Source organism: Shouchella clausii, from assembly GCF_002250115.1.
GTDB lineage: Bacteria > Bacillota > Bacilli > Bacillales > Bacillaceae_D > Shouchella > Shouchella clausii.
Genome location: NZ_CP019985.1, coordinates 1,533,036 through 1,552,689, shown reverse-complemented (window position 1 = coordinate 1,552,689; position 19,654 = coordinate 1,533,036). Strand labels below are relative to the sequence as shown.

Here is a 19,654-nt window from a genome sequence, read left to right as displayed (position 1 = left end):
TCCTCCATTCACAGTGCGTTCTATATCTAGTTTACTATAAACAAATCGTGCTTGATGCCTATGCAAACGAATCTTAAAGCTGACTTCACAAAGGCTTACGCCATATCATTGACGAATGAAAGGAAAAGGCCTCTCGACCGTTTTGGTTACGCGTCCAAAACGTAGTCGACAGGCCGGCGACGAACATGGCGATCCGTTTTCCTTTAGCTATTTGCATATTGGTTCCAAAAAGCGACAATGGTTTCCATCCCTTTGTCAAAATTTTCGAGATGAAAATGTTCATTTGGAGCATGGAAATTCTCGCTCGGCAAACCGAATCCCATAAGGACAATCGGAATATGAAGTTGCGAATCAAATGTCTCCACTACTGGAATGGACCCACCCATCCTCGTATACGCCACTTCTGTCTTATAGACTTCCTCGTAAGCGCGGGCACATGCAGCAAATACAGGATCTGTCACAGGAGCTACAAAAGGCTTGCCTGTATCATGACGTTCTGTTGCCACTGTCACTCCAGGCGGCGTATGTGCTTGAATATGGGCTTCGATTTTTTCCAATATGTCAATTGGGTCTTGTCCTGGCACTAAGCGGCATGTGATTTTCGCGGTTGCTTCCGCTGGGATGACTGTTTTAACGCCTTCCCCTTGGAAACCGCCATACACTCCGTTTAATTCAAGCGTCGGCCTAATCCACGTGCGCTCTCGGGCTGTATACCCTTTTTCTCCGAACAGTTCGTTGACACCAAGCTCCTCTTTCAGCGCCTCTTCTCCGCTTCCTAACGACTTGATGCTTTCCATTTCTTCTGCAGAAGGGATTTCAATCCCTTCATAAAAGCCGTCAATCGTGATTTTGCCGTTCTCATCGCGCATCGAAGCGAGCAATTGAACAAGGGCATGCAAGGCATTTTGTACAGCGCCTCCATACAGGCCAGAGTGCAAATCGCTTTTTGCTCCTTTTACGCGGACTTCTAACGCAGCAATGCCGCGCAGTCCAGAACAGATAGCCGGTTTGCCCGGTTCAAGCATCGTCGTATCAGAAATGAGCAACACATCGGCAGCTAAACGTTCTTTGTCGTTAGCCACAAACTCATCAAGATTAGGCGAGCCAATTTCCTCTTCACCCTCAATTAAAAATTTGACGTTAAACGGCAATGTCCCTTCTACTTCAAGCATCGTTTGCACCGCTTTCAAATGCATGAACACTTGGCCTTTGTCATCACTAGCCCCACGGGCATAAAGCTTGCCGTCGCGAACAGTCGGCTCAAACGGTTCCGTTTCCCATAAATGCAAAGGGTCGACTGGCTGAACATCGTAATGGCCATAGATCAATATCGTTTTTGCATCTGGCCCTGCGCCAAGCCACTCTGCATAAACGATTGGATGCTTTTTCGTTTCAATGATTTCCACTTTCTCCATTTTTGCGTTAAGAAACGCTTGCTTCAACCATTCCGCTGCAGCACGGATATCGTCCTTATGCTCAGAAATGGAGCTAATGCTTGGAATTTTTAAAAATGCACTCAATTCTTCTAAATGCGCGGCGCGGTCTTGACGCAGCCGTTCCTTCACTGAACTTGCCATTCACGCTACACCCCATTATGATTAAGTTCTTTTCATCGTATTGTATCATATTTTTTCGCTTTCATTCTCCGTCTGCCATGCTAAACTTAACATAGCCTGCAAAACCTAGGGGGATGCTTACTATGACGATTCATAGACTAACTGACAAAGATTTCGAGCAAGCTTTTCAGCTTAGCTGCTATGCTTTTCAAGTTGAGAACCCTGATGACCACCGCCAGCGTGCCCAAAAAGCATGGGACAAATCGATTAACATCGGCGCCACGGAGAACGGCCAGCTCCTCTCAAAACTAGCACTTTTGCCTTTAGCTGTCCACATCCACGGAAAAACGATGCCAATGGGCGGCCTTGCCGGCGTTGCTTCCTACCCTGAACAACGGCGCAAAGGCCATGTGCGCCAACTGCTTGGCCACACGTTGCAAATGATGCGCGCAGAAGGCCACTTATTGTCGTATTTAGCACCATTTTCGGTGAGCTTTTACCGCAAATTCGGCTGGGAAATTCTATGTGAGAACACAACGTATACACTTAATGCCAAGCAACTACCAAAGCCCTTGCCAATTGCTGACGGCAAGTTAGAACGGGTCGACCCATCTGATCCGAGAATCTGTGCCGTCTACGAGAAGCACCTCTGCCATGGGATGCTCGTCCGCGATCCACAATGGTGGGAGCATCTGCAAAACGGAGCGTATAAAGCAAAGAAAGCCGTTTTGTACATAGACGCGGCGGGAGAGCCGAGCGCCTATATGATCTATACAATTCAAAAACGGAAATTTGCAACAGAGGAATTGATCTTTGGCGACCAAGAAGGCTTAACCGCTTTGTTTGCCTTTATCGGCCAGCACGATTCCATGGCTGACACAGCTGAGTTAACGGTGCCAGCAGCAGAAGGCTTGTCGTATTTTCTGCCAGACGCAAAAACAAAAGCTGAGACGATTCCATACTTTATGGCCCGCATTGTTGATGTCGCTCCGTTTTTCCAAGCTTACCCGTTTCTTGCCAATGGGCAAGGCGACTTTGTGTTCCGTATCAGTGACCCAGTCGCAGAGTGGAACGATCAATTGTTTGCATTCTCGGTTAAAAATGGAAAAGCACAACCGACTACTGTTCGTGGCGAGGAGCCGGTGTTCGAAACGGACATTCAAACACTGACGGCGCTCATGCTTGGCTATAAACGCCCTACTTTCTTCAAGCATGCTGGCTTCATCCGCGGCGACGAAAAAGCACTACAAGATTTTTTCCGCCTTATTCCCGGTGAACAGCCAGCTCTTGTCGATTTCTTTTAAGACTAAAAAGCAGGGGTTGTCCCAAAAGATAGCGGCAAAGCGCTTTTGGGGCAACCCCTGTTGTCGTTACCATTTAAATCGCTGAATCATTTCTTCCAGTTCCTCAGCCAACGCCGACAGGTTGGTGGTCGAACTTAAAATTTCTTCCATTGAGGCAAGCTGCTCTTCAGTTGCTGCTGACACGTTTTGGACATGAGCAGACGTCGTTTCAGCCGCTTGGGAAATATTGTCGTACGAAAGCATAAACTGTTCAGTTTGAATAGACATTTGTTTCGCTTCATTTGTGACTTGATTGATTTTTTCGCGCACTTCATCCATATGTGACTGGATAGCTGTAAAGGAATCACCTGCATCTTGAATGACTTCGACCCCTTTTGCCACTTCGCCTTTGCCTGCTTGCATCGCTTTTCCAGCACTCATCGTCCCTGTTTGAATGCCGCGTATTTGCTCCTGCACGTTTTGGGCAGCTTCGTTTGTTTGTTCTGCCAGCTTCCTGACTTCATCGGCAACGACCGCGAAACCGCGGCCATGCTCGCCAGCTCGTGCTGCTTCAATCGAAGCGTTTAAAGCGAGCAAGTTCGTTTGCTCGGAAATATCGGAAATTAAGCGAATCACTTGGCCAATTGTTTTCGCTTGCTGTTCCAGCGACTCAATTGTGCTAGCAAGTTCAGACACGTGGGCATCAATGGCATTCATTTGCGAAACGCTGCGTTCCACACCTTTCTGTCCACTGTCCACCATTGCAGCTGCTTGGTCAACTGCTGTTTGCACGCTAGATGCAGACAAGACAATATCGGAAATGCCCTGTGACACAGACGTGGTTGCTTTCCGCCCCTGGTCCATGCTGGACGATTGGGCGTCAACCCCAGAAGAAACCTCTTGGACGGCGAGTGTGATTTGCTCAGTTGCCTGCATATTTTGCTCAGTGCTCGCTTGCAATTCTTCAGAGGAAGAAGCCAAATAAGTAGCTTTATCTTGAATATGGCTTAATGTCAGAATAAGTGAATTCCGCATATCGTCAAACGCTTCAGCAAGGGCGCCAATTTCGTCATTGGCAAGTGCCTTTCCGTCGTACTTCGCACCTAAATTGCCGCTTTTAATCACGTTTGCCATTTTAGCCAATCCGGAAAGAGGCGCAACGACGGACCGAACGACAAAGTAAATGATGACACACCCAACCACCAATGTCGCTGCAATGACAATTAGCATCGTCTGCAAGATTGGTTGAACTGTTTGGCTTGCCTCATTCGGCAACATTGTCCCAACTAACACCCAGTCGGTTGAGCTAATTTTGTTGTAATTCAGCTCCCGCACAACGCCGTCTTCCTCAGATTGGAATTGTCCGCTTTCATCTTCAAATTGCTGCATTAAGTTAACCGGCAAAAATTCACCTGTTTCCTTAGTCGGATGTGTGACAATCCGCCCAAATTGGTCGGCTAAATACATATAGCCTGTACTGCCGATTTTTGCTGCATTGACTTGGTCTGTCAGCTCTTTTAGGCTAATGCGAATGCCAAGGACGTTCGTAGAGTCAGCAGTTAACGTACCCATAATGACTTCGACGTGCTCCTCTTCCCCTTCGACTGTCAAAATCGGTTCGCTAATCGACACCTCGACTTGCCTGGCATTCGCCTGTTTAAACCATGACGATTCTTGGAGCTCTTCTTCTGCGCCAAATCCAGTTGAGCTGTTATAGGCCACCGCTTCGCCTGTCTGTCCAACTAAATAGACTTCTAAAATATTCTCGTTAATGTTCGTTAAATCAACAAGGCGCTGCTCAAGCTGTTCATCTGAGAGTTCCTTTACATTGATCGTACGACCAGCGTAATGGACGCTATCTGTTTGCAGCTCCATAAATTGTTGCAGCGATGCATGGACATTGGCTGTCGTGTGGCTTGCTTGCTCAAGCATTGTTTCTTCGACATTGCCCCTCGTACTCGAATAAGAAAACAACCCGATGACTAAGCTTGGTATAAGTAGAAAAAGGCCAAAAGCCAAAAACAGTTTCCATTTTAAGTTAAGCGTCTTTTTTCCGATCATCTCTTCCCTCGCCTTTTACGTCCTTTTCTTTTACATCGGCAAAATTGTAAGCAAAGTAAAGAGATTTGTAGAAAATTTGACAATCTTTTCTGTAATTGGGCAACCTGGCCTGGATAAGCAAGCTAAAAAAGAGCTGCGCCTTTGGCGCAACTCTCAGATATTTGCATATTCCCCTCTTCACCTAAAACGTGTTGCTGTTGTTACACATCATCATGTTGCCGTTTTTCTTCAATCAGTCGTTCTTTCATGTTTCTTAGTTCGTCAGAAAGGGAAACCGGATACACTTCCGGAACTTCTAAGCGCAAATATTCTTCCCAAAACGTGTTTTTTTGGCGTTGATGGTAGGCCCGCACTTCTTCTAATGTTGGGACAGCGTACACGCATTTGCCTTGCTTAAAAATTTGCTTATGGAGTTCGACTGCCTCAAAATCACGGATTTTCTTCGCTTTCAACGGATTGGTCGGATGTTTTAAGACAATTTCTGATTGACCATCCAGGCTTTCATGGGCTAAGCAAATGTAGTCCCCTTTTGCCATCCCGTCTGGGCCGAATAAACGATACACTTTTTTGCGGCCTGGATTGAGAATTTTTTCGATGCTCTCTGATATTTTAATAAGCGGAATCCAGTCATCCTCATTGTAGATACCCGCTTGCAACTCTTGTGGTAGCGCCCGTCGGGCCACAATTTTATGGACGCCTCCTAAGGCTGGGTTGTCGTAAGCGGTAATAAACTTTGTGCCTACGCCCCAAATGTCAATTTGTGCCCCTTGCTGTTTTAAAGAAGCGATGGTGTATTCGTCTAAATCATTGGTCGCTGCAATTTTAACATGCTCAAGCCCTTCTTCATCGAGGCGTTTGCGCACTTTCTTCGACAAATACGCCAAGTCGCCGCTATCAAGGCGGACAGCCGTCATCTCAAAGCCTTTTTCTTGCAGCTTGCGTGCAGTCGTAATCGCATGAGGCAAACCGCTGTTTAACGTATCGGTCGTGTCGAGCAGAGGAATCGTCTTTTGTGGGAAGACGTTGGCATAAGCGAGAAACGCCTCTAACTCTGATGGATGAAACATAATATATACATGGGCTTGTGTTCCTGTAATTGGCATCGAAAATTGTTTGCCCGCCTTCACGTTGCTTGTCGCATCGAAGCCTGCGATGTATGCCATTTTGGCGCCATATACACTGGCATCCCGCCCTTGCGCTCGGCGTTTTCCCATTTCAAGCAGGCCGTCTTTTCCGGCAATGGTTTTAATACGCGATCCCTTCGTCAACACAAGGGACTCAGCGTTGATAATGTTTAACAGCATCGCCTCAATCCAAATGCACTCCCATACCGGCGCTTCTAAGCGGATTAGGGGAGTATTCGGGAACACGAGGTTGCCTTCTTCGACTGCATACATATCACCGCTAAAGCGCAATTTGCGCAAATCTTCAAGAAACGCTTCTTCAAATCCTTCTGGTTGCTGGCGCAAATAGTCGAGATCAGCCTCCGAAAAATGGAGGTTGTTTATCGTTTCAATCAAGTGACCAAGACCACCGAAAGCAACGTAACCGCCAAGCTCGCCGCTAAAATCGCCAACTCCTTTTACAAACGGCGCTTTTCGATAAAAATCATCGTAAACAACTTGCGTTTTGTGCAATCCTTCCTTCCACAGCGCATACATCATTGTGATCGCATAATAGTCAACATCTAAACCATAATCTTGCGCTGGGTTGTAATAAGGAACAACGTGGAACGAGTCACTTCCACAGCGGACGCATGCTTCTGCTGGCTCTCGTTCATTTGAAAATTGCGGCTGGTCACAGCGCCTGCATATATGTACAAAACGATAGTCGGTCGGCTTAATGTAATCAAATATGGTTTTCGCTTGTGGCATCGGTGCTTCTCCTTTTGTCACGGGAATCTCTCTGATTCCGTAGTCATTGCCAGTATAACGCTGTCACGTGCTTAATTCAAATCAAGTCTTCAATTAGGCTTCTCTTAATATAAAAGGACAGCCACAAAACGCCAAAAGATGGTAAGATGATGGATGAAAGCAAGGAGGAATGCCCGTGTCTATTGCATTGAAACGAAGACACCATCTCGTCTTTTTGGCGTCTGTTTTCTGTTTTTGGCTATGCACTTACAGCTATGTGCCAATATTTAGCCTTTATTTAGAACAAATCCCCTTTACGTATGCGGCGATTGGAATTATTCTCGGCAGTTACGGCATTACGCAAGTATTGCTCCGTTTTCCACTTGGTGTCTTGCTTGATTCATTGCGACATTTACGCAAGCATTTTTATGTAGGCGGCTTTGTAGTCGCTATCCTAAGCGGAATCATCTTACTATCGTCGACTTCGTTTGCATGGGTTTTGACAGGACGTTTGCTAGCAGGCGTTACTGCTGCCATGTGGGTGATGGCGACAATTATGTACGCAGACTATTTTGATCCAGGCCAATCTGGCCGAGCAATGGGAACATTGCAATTTTTGACGGTCATGCCCCAATTTCTCAGCATGGTAACAGCCGGCATTCTCGTTGAACAATTTGGCTGGAGCATTCCGTTTTGGGTAGGAATTGTCGCGGCAGGAATCGGACTCTTATTTGCCCTCTTTATTAAGGAAGTGCCGCAAGAAATAGAGAATCATCGATCTCAACGTTTAGGGAAACAAGTCAAGGCAGTGTTGTCAATCAAACACCTGCTGCCGTTAACGTTTGTTTCATTATTTACACACGCTCTGTTGTTTATTTCTATTTTTGGGTTTACGCCTGTTTATGCAAATGCCCACGGCGTTCGTGAAGGCCAGCTTATTTGGCTAATGGCTGCTTTCTTTATTCCACACGCTGCTGCATCTTTAGGAGTTGCTTTTTTCAATGTTTCAAAGCGCAATGAAATTCGGTTGATTGTGCTCTCTCTCATTGTCGCTTGCTTCACTTTTTTTTGTATGCCGTTTGCTACGACACTGGCAACGATCAGTCTGTTGCACGGCGTTATTGGCTTAACAGTCGGCGTAGTATTGCCGCTTTTGCTCTCACAAATTGCTTCACTCCCGCAGCCTACCTTAAAAACGTCTGTTATGGGTTTCTACCAATCTGTCTATGCAATCGGCATTTTTATTGGCCCGTACGGCGCAGGCTTTGTTGCTGAACATATTGGCATCGCTCATATTTTCACATTAGCAGGAATCGTCTCGCTTCTCGCTTTGGCGATTACAATGCCACTTTTGCGGCGAGCCAAGAACGAGACGAGCAAAAGCGACGAAGCCTCTTAGGACAAAAGTCGAAGCTAGTTGAAAGCCGGTTGAGGGTCGCTAATAGGCGATCTTCAACTGTTGTTCAAAGCGAAATTCCTATTAGAGCATTACGAGGAGGCGTTATGAGGAGCAGTTATATGGAAGAGCATTTTCACACACTTTACAAGCAAAGGGATGAAATGTCGATTGCGATGGAGCCTTTTAAAGGGGAAGAATGGAAAAGACCTTGTAAAGATAAATGGTCGTTTGGAGAAACGTATTACCATTTGTTTTTAATGGTGAAACGTTTTAAACAGCTAAATAAGCTGTATTTGCCATTGTCAAAGCCAATTGCCGCAATCATGAAAAACAAGCCTTATGAAACGCACAGTAAAGACGTATACAAGCAATATCATAAAAAGCATCACAACCCAATGAAAGCACCAAGTGTGTTAATACCGCCAAAAGAGATCCAAAAGAACACCTCATTCCCTCAATTAGTGACAAGCATAGACGCCGAAACAAAACAATTAGAGAACATGCTTGATCGAATAAAAGACGAAATTGCTGGCCATATTCGCTATCCAGACCCAATCGCCGATTATCCTAATTTAATACAAAGTATACATTTGCTTTGTATACATGAAAATCACCATTTTCAACTTTGCAAAAAGTATTACAAGTTCGATTGATAAAAAACCGTAGGTGTCGAATTGACGCCTACGGTTTTTCCTTTTTTCGCGTACGTTTTTTTTAATAAGGATCAGATGGCATTCCTTCTTGTTCCGCTTCCTTGACCGCATGTCCTTCTTTGTCGTCTACGCTTTCTTGAACACGTTTGATCGCTTCTTCTAGACGCTTGCCGTAGTCGCGGTCCGCTTCTGTCACATTCTCGATCATTTGCTTTTGGATCCTTTTATCGACATCCGCCAGGGCATTAGCTAAATTGGCGATTAGCTCATCCCGTTCCCAATCGGAAAAGCGGCGATACGTTTCCCCTGCTTGGCCGAAGTTGTTCGGGCGGCTGATCGCTTCATATTTCACTTCGCCTGATACGTGCGGCGTGTGGTCTGGGCCGACTTTTTCTGCTTCCTTTAAACCATTAAGTACAGATGGCTCATAGTTAACGTGCGGATTGATTCCTGGAGGACTATCGACATGGTATGTCATTTGCCCATCTCGTTGGTTGGTCGCTACCCGTTTTTTCGGGGCATTGATTGGCAGTTGCAAATAGTTCGGGCCAACGCGGTAACGCTGCGTGTCCGAATAGGAGAACGTGCGTCCTTGCAACAGTTTGTCATCGGAAAAGTCAAGGCCATCGACAAGGACGCCAGTACCAAAGGCGGCTTGTTCCACTTCCGCAAAATAATTTTCTGGATTTTTGTTGAGCACCATCTTGCCGACTTTGTGCCAAGGAAACTGGTCTTTATACCAAAGCTTAGTCGGGTCAAGAGGATCGAAGTCAAGCTCTGGATGTTCGCCGTCCTCCATCAATTGCACATAAAGTTCCCATTCAGGGTAATCGCCTTTTTCAATTGCTTCATACAAATCTTGCGTCGCGTGGTTGAAGTTTTTTCCTTGAATTTGCTCTGCTTCTTTTTGGGTCAAGTTTTTGATTCCTTGTACAGGCTCCCAATGGTATTTGACAAGCATCGCTTTCCCTTCCTCGTTGACCCATTTATACGCATGAACACCCGATCCTTGCATATTCCGGTAGTTTGCCGGAATGCCCCACGGGGAGAACACAAACGTGATCATATGGGTCGATTCTGGGCTTTGCGAGACAAAATCAAAAAACCGTTCCATGCTTTGCCGGTTCGTTACTGGATCCGGTTTAAACGCATGGACCATATCTGGAAATTTTAGCGGATCGCGAATGAAGAAAATCTTCAAGTTATTTCCAACTAAGTCCCAGTTGCCGTCTTCTGTGTAAAATTTCACCGCAAAGCCGCGGGGATCACGAAGTGTTTCGGGGGAATGGATGCCATGTATAACAGATGAAAACCGGACAAATACAGGCGTTTTCACTTCCGTGTTTGTAAACACTTTTGCTCTTGTGTATTTGGAAATTGGTTCATCTCCTACTTTTCCATACGATTGAAAATAGCCGTGTGCTCCTGCACCGCGGGCATGGACAACTCGTTCGGGAATACGCTCCCGGTCGAAATGGCTAATTTTCTCCAAAAAATCGTAATTCTCTAACGTCATAGGCCCGCGGTTGCCGACAGTGCGTACATTTTGATTGTCTTTCACGGGATGCCCTTGACGGGTGGTTAATGTATCGTCCTTTTCATTTGCGGCTTTGCGCTGATCAAGCGCATCGCCTTGCCCCGTTACATTGGTTCCAAACGAAGGCGACTTTTTTGATTCATCCATTGGTTAGCCAACTCCTTCCTTTTATTCCAGCCTAGCTTTTCCAATAGACGTAAAACTATGCAAAAAAGCAGAGGGGGTGTTCCCTCTGCTTACACATGTGTCAACTGGACATTGTTTAAAGTCGCAAACACGCCATTTTTGGCGACTAGTTCTTCGTAATTCCCTTGCTCGGCAATGCCGTCTTTCGTGACGACGACAATATGGTCGGCATGGCGGATCGTTGCTAGTCGGTGGGCGATAACAAGCGTTGTCCGGTCTGCCGCCAACTCTTGCAATGATTCTTGAATAAGCGCTTCTGTTTCTGTATCTAATGCAGAAGTCGCCTCGTCTAAAATCAAGATAGGCGGATTTTTTAAGAATGTGCGCGCAATCGCAATCCGCTGTTTCTGTCCACCAGACAACTTCAAGCCGCGCTGGCCGATTTGCGTTTCATAGCCTTCCGGCAGCGATTCGATGAGCCCGTCCAAATTCGCCAACTTGGCGGCGCGGTAAATGTCTTCGTCGCTTGCATCCAGTTTGCCATAGCGGATGTTTTCTTTTAGTGTGCCGCTAAATAAAAAGACATCTTGCTGGACAATGCCAATTTGCGAACGCAAGGACTTCTTCGTCATGTCGCGAATGTCGGTGCCATTAATGGTAATAGCGCCACTGTCTACATCGTAAAAGCGCGGAATGAGCGAGCTAATCGTTGTTTTCCCAGCGCCAGACGGACCAACAAAGGCGACCGTTTTTCCAGCCGGGATAAAGAGATTGAGATCGTTAAGAACCGGCCGATTGTTTTCATAACTGAACGTGACATTGTGGAATTCAATATCGCCATTGAGCACAGGCGCCACTTTAGCGTCTGGCTTGTCCTCAATATCTACTTCTGTATCAAGGACTTCAGTGAAACGTTTAAAGCCGGCCATCCCTTTTGGATAAAGCTCTAAAATCGCACTAATTTTCTCAATCGGCTTGAACAAAATGTTGATGTAGAGAATGAAGAGAACAAACTCGCCAACATCAAGGGAATTAGTATAGAGCAGCCATGCACCGACAAGGAGCACAGATAAAATCATCAGTCGCGTTGCTAAAAAGATGCCCGAAGAGGTATAGCCCATTACTTTGTAGCCGCCTACTTTTGCCTTCTGGTAACGGCGGTTATTCTTACGGAACTCTTCAACTTCATGGGCTTCGTTCGTAAACGATTGGACAACACGCATGCCAGAAACGCTGTCTTCTACACGGGCATTGACATCGCCAATTTCCGCATACATTTTCGACCATGCCTGATTCATTTTAATATTGGTATAAGTAATCAAGGCAATCAGGAACGGTACAAATACGAGTGCTACAATAGCCAGCGTCGGGTTCACATAAAACATAATGCCAAAAGCACCTACAAACGTCATTAACGCAATAAATAAGTCCTCTGGGCCATGGTGCGCTAATTCGCCAATGTCAAACAGGTCATTTGTAATGCGGCTAATAATATGGCCAGTTTTCGTATTGTCAAAATAACGGAACGATTGGCGCTGGATGCTTTCAAACAAGTCTTGGCGCATGTCCGTCTCAATGTGAATCCCGAGTTTATGCCCAAGAAAATTGACATTGTACTGTAAGTACGCGCTGATTAAATAGGTGAGCAACAGCCCCCCTGAAACCCAGACGACCTTGTCCCACTCTTGTTGTGGCAAAAGCGTGTTAATGAACCATTGGACGACAATCGGAAAAAACAAATCTAAAACAGCGACGACAATGGCGCTGAAAAAGTCAATAAAAAACAACTTTTTATGCGGTACATAATAGGAAAAAAAACGTTTAATCATTGCTCCAACCTTCTTTCTGATCTAACAGGCCGGCAACCCCCTCTTTTATTTAACCAAGAACCGTTTTGAATTGCAAAATAAACATTCATACATTTGGCACTAGTTAGCAGCGCAGCCCTTCTAACACAACGGGCAGCACCGAAAAACCTATTAACTAATCGCTAACAGGTTCTTCGAGGTCTTCACCAATTGTAATCACTTCGGTTTCCAACTCAACGCCAAACTTGTCTTTTACCGTTTGCTGAACATGGCGGACAAGGCTCATATACTCTGTTGCAGTCGCATTATCAACATTGACAATAAAGCCGGCATGTTTTTTTGACACTTCCGCTCCGCCGATGCGTGTCCCTTGGAGGCCGCTGTCTTGGATCAGCTTGCCGGCAAACATGCCAGGCGGACGCTTAAATACGCTACCACATGAAGGGTATTCGAGTGGTTGTTTCGTTTCACGCGCAATCGTCAACTCATCCATCTTCGCTTGTATTTGCGCCTTGTCGCCTGTTTGCAGTCGGAAAGTGCCCTCCAAGGCGATATAACGTTTTGCTGAGAACACACTTTTGCGGTAATCAAAATCAAACTCTTCTTTCGAGAGCGTTTTAAATTCCCCTTGTTCTGTTAACACCAATACACTTTCAAGCACATCGGCGATCTGTCCGCCATAAGCGCCGGCATTCATATAAAAAGCACCACCTACCGTGCCGGGAATGCCACAAGCAAACTCAAGCCCAGTCAGCCCCGCATCACGGGCTCTCCGTGACGCTTCAATAATCGTCGCTCCCGTCTGCGCAACTAACTCCGCTCCTGTGCATGTGATCGTATTAAGTTTTTTTAAACTTAATGTAATTCCACGAATGCCCCCGTCTTTTACAATGACATTCGACCCATTGCCGAGCAACGTAACAGGCACCCGATGTTCATGGGCAAATTTCAAAACGGTTTGCGTTTCCTCATACGATTGGGGCGTAATAAACAAATCGGCTGCGCCGCCCATTTGCGTATACGTATGTTTGCATAATCGCTCATTTTCATGAATCGTTCCTTCTGGTAATAACGTCCATAAAGGCTTGCATACTTCAATATATCGTTTCATCATCATCTTCCTCTAACCTAATCATTTCAAAAAAATGACGGACGCCTATATGAGCTATATATGCGCCATCCTCATTTGTCGTGCGTCAGTTATTTTTAGGAAGCATTTCCTCTTTCACTGATCGCGGCTCCTTCATTATGACGGATTTGCGCAAAAAAAAACAGACCATACATCATTTTCATCTGTTTTTCATTACTTTCACAGACTTTTACGAAGCTATTTTGGCCGCTTAAGGAAATAACGTGCGCCTAGCCCTGCATAGTTCGGTCCCGCTAATCGGGCAACAGGTTGAAGAGCGTCCATGTCGACGCCATTCGCTTCTTGATCGACAACGTCCTCTGCAATATGCATAGCCAAGACACGAGCAATAAGCAAATCAAATGAAAGCTCCCCCGCATCGTTTTTGGTCGGCAAGTGGAATTCGAGCTTGCACTCAAATCGAATACGGGCTTCCTTAATTGCCGGCACTGAGACCGTAACACTTTCCGTCAAATGAAAAGACGTCCGTTCCAGCTCACTCTCATCTGGCGCAAGCGTTGCTGCTGTCTCATTCATATCGGCGACGATTTTTTCACTGACGACATGAATCACCATTTCTTCCATGGCCACCGCATTACGCGCCGTATCTTTCATTTGCCCCTCACGCCTGCCTACAGCAATGGACAAAAGCGGCGGATCGCTAGCAAGCATCGTAAAAAAGCTGAATGGTGCGGCATTAACCACGCCTCCTTTTTCCGTTAGCGTCGTGACCAACGCGATCGGGCGAGGCACAATGGCCCCGCTCATCCAGCGGTAGCGGTCTCTTGCTGATAGTTCGTCCATTCGCAGTAAACGCATAACATCCCCTCCATTTGCCTTTTGTTCATTGTCCCTGTTTTTGTAGACTGGTTCAAGAAAAAGGTTCACGTTTACCTTCGTCCGCTTTCGCCAATACTGAATCTGAGGTGATAGAAAGTGGAAGAGCTCATTTCCATCTCAGGACGAACGATCATTATGTTTGTTGCAGTCCTGCTTTTTTTCCGCTTAACAGGCAAAAAGGACGTCGGCGAAGTCAGCGTCCTTGATATCATTATTACGATCATGGTCGCAGAGCTAGCTGTCATTTTAATTGAAGATACAAAAATGCCCCTCATTCGCGGCCTTACACCGATTGCGCTGCTCATATTGTTATCCCGTGTTTTCTCCTATGTACAAGTCAAAAATCAGCGTTTCCGCGACGTCGTTGATGGCAAACCGGTACTGTTAATACGAGATGGCGTTTTTATTGAGGAAAATTTGTTGAAACAAAACTACAATATCGATGACATTATGATGCAGTTGCGTGATAAAGACATTGCCGACATTCAAGAAGTGGATTGGGCGCTGTTAGAGTCATCTGGTTCATTGTCTGTATTTAAAAAAGACGACAACAGCCCCCTTTCACTCCCGCTTATTATGGATGGCATCCTCCAACATAAGCATTTAGACATTCTCGACATTCCTGAAGAAGAGGTTCACCAAGCATTGCGCAAGGAGGGCATTCACGACATTCGCCATGTGTTTTATTGCAGTCGTTTCCAAGGAAACTTTTTCATCCAAAAGAAAAACAGTGCAAATACAGACTAAAATGCTAAAAAACGGGTACATGTATGACAAAGCATGGAAAACGATTCCTTCGTTGCCAATTGGAAAGTGATCTTAAGCTGAAAGGTGGACATGGCATGCCCCGTTACGAAAAAGCCATTCTGCTCTACAATAGGAACGCAGGGCAAGGAGACGTCAACGAACTGCTGCAACAAACATTGGCAACACTCGCCCCTGAAGTAATAGAGCTGACATTGATCCAGACGCAAGCGCCAGGCGAAGCAAAACAACGATGCAAACAGTTGCCTGAGGACATCGAACTATTGATCATTGTTGGCGGCGACGGCACCGTCCATGAATGCGTCAACGGGTTGATGGCAGGAAACAACCAACCAACTGTGGCAATTGTGCCAGCTGGCACGTGCAATGACTTGGCTAGAGGCTTGCAAATTCCTACAGTAGACGACGCCCTCACGGCAGCTGTAAACGGCACAACTGTTGCGATTGACATCGGCCAACAAAACGACAGCTACTTTGCCAACTTTTCTGGAGTAGGCATGATTGTCGAGGCTTCAAAAGAAATAGAAGCAGAAACAAAAGCACGTTTTGGAAAACTTGGGTATATTATCAGCGCAATTCGATCGATCAAAGAACCAAAACCATTTTCGTACACGATCACAACAGCAAAAGGAGAAACATATAGCGGCGATGCCGTTATGATCTTAGCGATGAACGGCCAATACATTGGCACAATCGGCCTATTCTTAAAAGACATCTCCCTATCAGACGGCAAACTTCATCTGTTTATTGTCAAAGAGGCAGGCTTCACGCTCTTAAAAAATATGTACAGCCACGCTTTCACCGATGAAAATTGGCTTAACGACGCAGAAGGGATCGAAGCACTCGAACTCAATCAATTTACGCTCACATGCCGCCAAACGCTCGATGTCGACAGCGACGGCGAAATCAATGAACAGACACCCGTCTCCTATACACTTCATCAACAGGCCCTTGCTTTTATTACAGGACAACAAGAAAAAGACTAAGGGAGCGATGAGGACAGGGAAACCGGTTTGTTTGATCATTGGCGTTAAAAGAAAGATGTTAAGCGGTGGTTGGTAGCGAGATCATACGATGATCGTTTGGAAATGGCCTAGGTATCCAATGGAGAGAAAAACACCTTCGATTTCGACTCTACATTGCAGTGAACGCGAAGGTGCTTGTTTTCTTCTCTTATTCTAGATTGGCGTGCTTGCCATACATTTGCTTTGAGTTCAGCTCTCGTTTCTCCATAAAACGCAAAATCACTGCATCATAGAAAAGAAGAGAGGTTTGTTCAAAAAGTGAGCCCATTGGTTGAATGGTTTCGTATTGGCTGTCTTCTTCTCGATCCTTTGGTGCTCCTGGTAGGATCACCTTTAAATCTGCAAGTTTTCCAATCGTAGATTCTGGAGATAGTGTCACTGCAGCGACTGCACCGCCCAAACTTTTCGCTTTTTCTATGATTGGAATCAAGGTCTTCGTTTCTCCTGAGCCGGTCCCAACTATCAGTAGGTCACCTTCTTCAAGATTCGCTGTCACTGTCTCCCCGACTGCATAAGCATCAATGCCCATATGCATCATGCGCATGACAAACGATTTGCCCATAAAGCCAGAACGACCAGCCCCCGTTACAAAGACTTTTTTCGCTTTAAAAATGGCTTCGACTAGCTGGTCAGCCTCCGTCTCAGAGATGGCTTGCACCGTTCCATGGAGCTCCTGAATAATCGCCTTAAGATACTCAGTGGTGTTCATGGTTACCCTTGGTTGATAAGTGCTTTGATTTCTTGTGCAGCTGTTTTCTTATCTTCTTTAGACGTAATGCCGCCCCCAACAATGACAAGGTCTGGTTGAGCTTTGATTACTTCTGGAAGAGTCTCAAGCTTGATACCGCCAGCGATCGCTGTTTTTGCATTTTTAACGACAGTTTTAATTTTGCGAAGATCTTCGAAAGAATCTTTTCCTTCTGCTTGAAGATCATATCCAGTATGAACGCAGATATAGTCTACTCCGAGCTGATCCAATTCTTTTGCACGTGTTTCGATGTCCTTCACGGCAATCATATCAACTAGGATTTCTTTTCCTTCTTCTTTAGCTGCTTCAACAGCACCACGGATGGAGCTATCTTCTGCTGCACCTAGAATCGTTACGATGTCAGCTCCAGCAGCTGATGCTTGTTGTACTTCATATCCAGCAGCATCCATGATTTTCACGTCTGCCAGGACTGTTAAGTTTGGATAAGCCTTTTTCATTGCACGTACAGCTTCGTGACCTAAGCTATTAATGATTGGCGTTCCAATTTCTACTACATCAATAGAATCTTGAACTTCCGCTACAAGCTCAATCGCTTCCGGTATGTTAACAAGATCTAATGCTAATTGTAATTTCATGTGCACAATCTCCCTTAGTAAATGTGATTTGACAGAGCGTACCTAGTCTTGCCAATTTCGGTTAGACTATTTACTTCGCTGCCTGGATGCCATTATACTAAGTACACATTAAGTTTGAAAGTACGCACATTTAACACATATAGTGTATAAAAGTATACTTTGACTAATCGTTAAAGGGATGAACGCTATGCCTAATCTAGGAGAACGAACATTTAATTGTGAAAAAGAGCTGACTCTATCAGTCATTGGAGGAAAATGGAAAATGTTGATTCTTTGGCATTTAGGCAAAGAAGGGACTAAACGCTTTGGAGAGCTGAAAGCCCTGATGCCTGGAATAACCCAACGAATGCTAGTGAATCAACTGCGCGAACTAGAGGATCATCAAATTCTTCACCGTGAAGTGTATCCTGTTGTTCCACCTAAGGTTGAATATTCCCTTACTGAGCACGGAAGAAGTTTAATGCCTATATTAGATGCGATGTATGAATGGGGCAGGGATTACATCGAGAATGTATTAGAAAAAGAATGATTGTTAGCAACCGATTTGTAGCTGTTCTTCTTAATTAAGGAGAACGGCTTTTTTGTCGTTCCCTTTAACACACATAGTAAGAAATTGCACACTATCTGCAAAAAAAGTGCGTACTTACAGGATCTGAACACGAGGACTATACTAAGTCCAGACAGGCAAGGTGAATCTATTTTTTACGACAAAGGATGCGTTTTAGATGGAATCCACATCATTTATTTTATTTGGAGCAACTGGAGATTTGGCAAATCGAAAAATTTATCCAGCCCTCTTTAATCTTTATATGGACAAGAAGCTTCCAGCATCGTTTACTATTATAGGTGTTGGGAGAGAGCCGCTCTCAAAAGAAGCGTATCAAGCAAACATCATTGATTCTCTATATAAATTTTCAAGACATTCAACCGATGATAAGCGACAGAAGTTGGCATTTGTAAAACAGTTCTCATATATCAGCTTGGATCTGACGAAAGAAGCTAGCTACCAGGAGCTATCCACTCATGTACGACGATTAGAATCGAAAAATAAGCTTCAAGAAAATCGAATCTTTTACTTATCGGTGGCTCCTGAATTGTTTGATGTAATTACAACAAACATCAAACAAAGTGGCTTAGCAAACACCAAGGGATGGAAAAGAGTCATGATTGAAAAACCATTTGGTCATGACCTTCAATCGGCTCGGCAATTAAACAACATTGTTCAGCAAGCGTTTAGTGAGGAGGAGATTTTCCGGATTGACCACTATCTCGGGAAGCCGATGGTTCAAAATCTTGAAACACTTATCTCCGTCAATCCGATCTTGCAGTCAATCTGGCGAAAAGACATGATTTCGAATGTGCAGATTACCGCGAACGAGACGGTAGGAGTTGGGTCAAGAGCTGCGTATTATGAGCAAACTGGCGCGCTCCGCGATATGGTGCAAAATCACATGCTGCAATTAGTGATGATGACGGCTGTCCAAATGGCCGAGAGAGAAGACGCAGCTAAACTGCGAAGTGAAAAGATTAACTTAATGAAAGCCATTCAAATCATACCAGAGCGTGATGTGGTCCGGGGACAGTACTCACGATTAGATGTAGATCATCATTCCGTCATTACAGGCTATAGAGAAGAAGCAGGCGTCGATTCATTCTCAACGGTTGATACATTTGTTGCTGCTCGACTTACCATTCAAACCCCTTTGTGGGAAGGCGTCCCTTTCTTTATTCGCACGGGCAAGCGACTCAATAAAAAAGAGACGAAGATTGTCGTTGAATTTAAAAACTTGATTGGGAAGACGAATGAAGGAGAACCAAACCTCCTCATTATTAGGATCAACCCGAATGATGGTGTCACTCTTCAATTGAACAGCAAACACCCACTAACAGGTGAGTTAGAGCCCATTCAGATTAATTTTTCATCCAGTGATAGAGAGATCCCAGAGGCTTACGAATATTTGCTTGCCGATGCAATAAAGGGCAATCCCTTTTACTTTACACACTGGAATGAAGTAGAACTAGCTTGGCGAGCCGTTCAACCAGTCATCGAGAATTTTGAGACTAATGCCATCCCCCTTCATCTATATCCAGCAGGGTCCAATGGACCAGAAGCAGCAAATCAATTAGTAAATACACACGGATACAAATGGTGGTAATTTGAAGACAGAAAAAGAACCAATTTAAAGCGTTTAGGAAGATCTATTTAAATCTAGTAGCAGTATAAAATTTATCACCTGACCATCTAAAACTGAGGGAAGTCTCTTAGTAAATGAAA

At 45.1% G+C, this 19,654-nt stretch carries 16 protein-coding genes; 7 read left to right on the top strand and 9 right to left on the bottom strand.

Going from position 1 to position 19,654, the window contains the following annotated elements:
* Nucleotides 1–203 precede the first annotated feature (203 nt).
* Nucleotides 204–1,577 carry a dipeptidase gene (locus tag BC8716_RS07450; protein WP_094424544.1) on the bottom strand — a complete coding sequence of 458 codons (1,374 nt, stop codon included), beginning with the start codon at nucleotides 1,575–1,577 and terminating at the stop codon, nucleotides 204–206.
* 122 nt (nucleotides 1,578–1,699) lie between these two features.
* On the opposite strand from BC8716_RS07450, the gene BC8716_RS07445 reads away from it, so the two are divergent.
* Nucleotides 1,700–2,860: a GNAT family N-acetyltransferase gene (locus BC8716_RS07445; protein ID WP_169715922.1), complete on the top strand. Its 1,161-nt coding sequence runs from the start codon at nucleotides 1,700–1,702 to the stop codon at nucleotides 2,858–2,860.
* 66 nt (nucleotides 2,861–2,926) lie between these two features.
* Here the strand turns inward: BC8716_RS07445 and BC8716_RS07440 are convergent, their stop codons facing one another.
* A complete protein-coding gene (locus tag BC8716_RS07440) occupies nucleotides 2,927–4,900 on the bottom strand; it encodes a methyl-accepting chemotaxis protein (protein ID WP_094424542.1) in 1,974 nt (657 codons plus the stop codon).
* Between the two features lie 200 nt (nucleotides 4,901–5,100).
* Entirely contained in the window at nucleotides 5,101–6,774 is a 1,674-nt protein-coding gene (locus tag BC8716_RS07435; RefSeq protein WP_094424541.1) for a nicotinate phosphoribosyltransferase, read from the bottom strand.
* 175 nt (nucleotides 6,775–6,949) lie between these two features.
* Between BC8716_RS07435 and BC8716_RS07430 the strand changes: the two genes are divergently transcribed.
* Both BC8716_RS07430 and BC8716_RS07425 read left to right on the top strand, forming a co-directional pair.
* Nucleotides 6,950–8,152, top strand: a complete 1,203-nt coding sequence (locus BC8716_RS07430) for an MFS transporter (RefSeq protein ID WP_094424540.1) — start codon at nucleotides 6,950–6,952, stop codon at nucleotides 8,150–8,152.
* 104 nt (nucleotides 8,153–8,256) lie between these two features.
* Nucleotides 8,257–8,805 (top strand): DinB family protein, encoded by a 549-nt coding sequence (locus BC8716_RS07425; protein WP_094424539.1) that lies wholly within the window; start codon nucleotides 8,257–8,259, stop codon nucleotides 8,803–8,805.
* A gap of 61 nt (nucleotides 8,806–8,866) precedes the next feature.
* Here BC8716_RS07425 and BC8716_RS07420 read toward each other — a convergent pair whose 3' ends face one another.
* From BC8716_RS07420 to BC8716_RS07405, 4 genes are all read right to left on the bottom strand, one after another.
* A complete protein-coding gene (locus tag BC8716_RS07420) occupies nucleotides 8,867–10,489 on the bottom strand; it encodes a catalase (protein WP_094424538.1) in 1,623 nt (540 codons plus the stop codon).
* Between the two features lie 89 nt (nucleotides 10,490–10,578).
* Complete coding sequence (locus BC8716_RS07415) at nucleotides 10,579–12,297, bottom strand: ABC transporter ATP-binding protein (protein WP_094424537.1); 1,719 nt, start codon at nucleotides 12,295–12,297, stop codon at nucleotides 10,579–10,581.
* Between the two features lie 154 nt (nucleotides 12,298–12,451).
* Nucleotides 12,452–13,387 carry a UDP-N-acetylmuramate dehydrogenase gene (murB, locus tag BC8716_RS07410; protein WP_094424536.1) on the bottom strand — a complete coding sequence of 312 codons (936 nt, stop codon included), beginning with the start codon at nucleotides 13,385–13,387 and terminating at the stop codon, nucleotides 12,452–12,454.
* A 216-nt stretch (nucleotides 13,388–13,603) separates the two neighbouring features.
* Nucleotides 13,604–14,224, bottom strand: a complete 621-nt coding sequence (locus BC8716_RS07405) for a flavin reductase family protein (RefSeq protein WP_094424535.1) — start codon at nucleotides 14,222–14,224, stop codon at nucleotides 13,604–13,606.
* 117 nt (nucleotides 14,225–14,341) lie between these two features.
* Between BC8716_RS07405 and BC8716_RS07400 the strand changes: the two genes are divergently transcribed.
* Together BC8716_RS07400 and BC8716_RS07395 are read left to right on the top strand one after the other, a co-directional pair.
* Complete coding sequence (locus BC8716_RS07400) at nucleotides 14,342–14,992, top strand: DUF421 domain-containing protein (RefSeq protein WP_094424534.1); 651 nt, start codon at nucleotides 14,342–14,344, stop codon at nucleotides 14,990–14,992.
* Nucleotides 14,993–15,087: 95 nt separating this feature from the next.
* Nucleotides 15,088–15,996, top strand: coding sequence for a diacylglycerol/lipid kinase family protein (locus BC8716_RS07395; protein WP_157730369.1), 909 nt, complete (start codon nucleotides 15,088–15,090; stop codon nucleotides 15,994–15,996).
* 187 nt (nucleotides 15,997–16,183) lie between these two features.
* Here BC8716_RS07395 and hxlB read toward each other — a convergent pair whose 3' ends face one another.
* A complete protein-coding gene (gene hxlB, locus BC8716_RS07390) occupies nucleotides 16,184–16,744 on the bottom strand; it encodes a 6-phospho-3-hexuloisomerase (RefSeq protein ID WP_094424532.1) in 561 nt (186 codons plus the stop codon).
* A 2-nt stretch (nucleotides 16,745–16,746) separates the two neighbouring features.
* Complete coding sequence (gene hxlA, locus BC8716_RS07385; protein WP_062744832.1) at nucleotides 16,747–17,379, bottom strand: 3-hexulose-6-phosphate synthase; 633 nt, start codon at nucleotides 17,377–17,379, stop codon at nucleotides 16,747–16,749.
* Nucleotides 17,380–17,566: 187 nt separating this feature from the next.
* On the opposite strand from hxlA, the gene BC8716_RS07380 reads away from it, so the two are divergent.
* Both BC8716_RS07380 and zwf read left to right on the top strand, forming a co-directional pair.
* Entirely contained in the window at nucleotides 17,567–17,908 is a 342-nt protein-coding gene (locus BC8716_RS07380) for a winged helix-turn-helix transcriptional regulator (protein ID WP_062744830.1), read from the top strand.
* A gap of 196 nt (nucleotides 17,909–18,104) precedes the next feature.
* Entirely contained in the window at nucleotides 18,105–19,535 is a 1,431-nt protein-coding gene (gene zwf, locus BC8716_RS07375; RefSeq protein WP_094424531.1) for a glucose-6-phosphate dehydrogenase, read from the top strand.
* Nucleotides 19,536–19,654 lie beyond the last annotated feature (119 nt).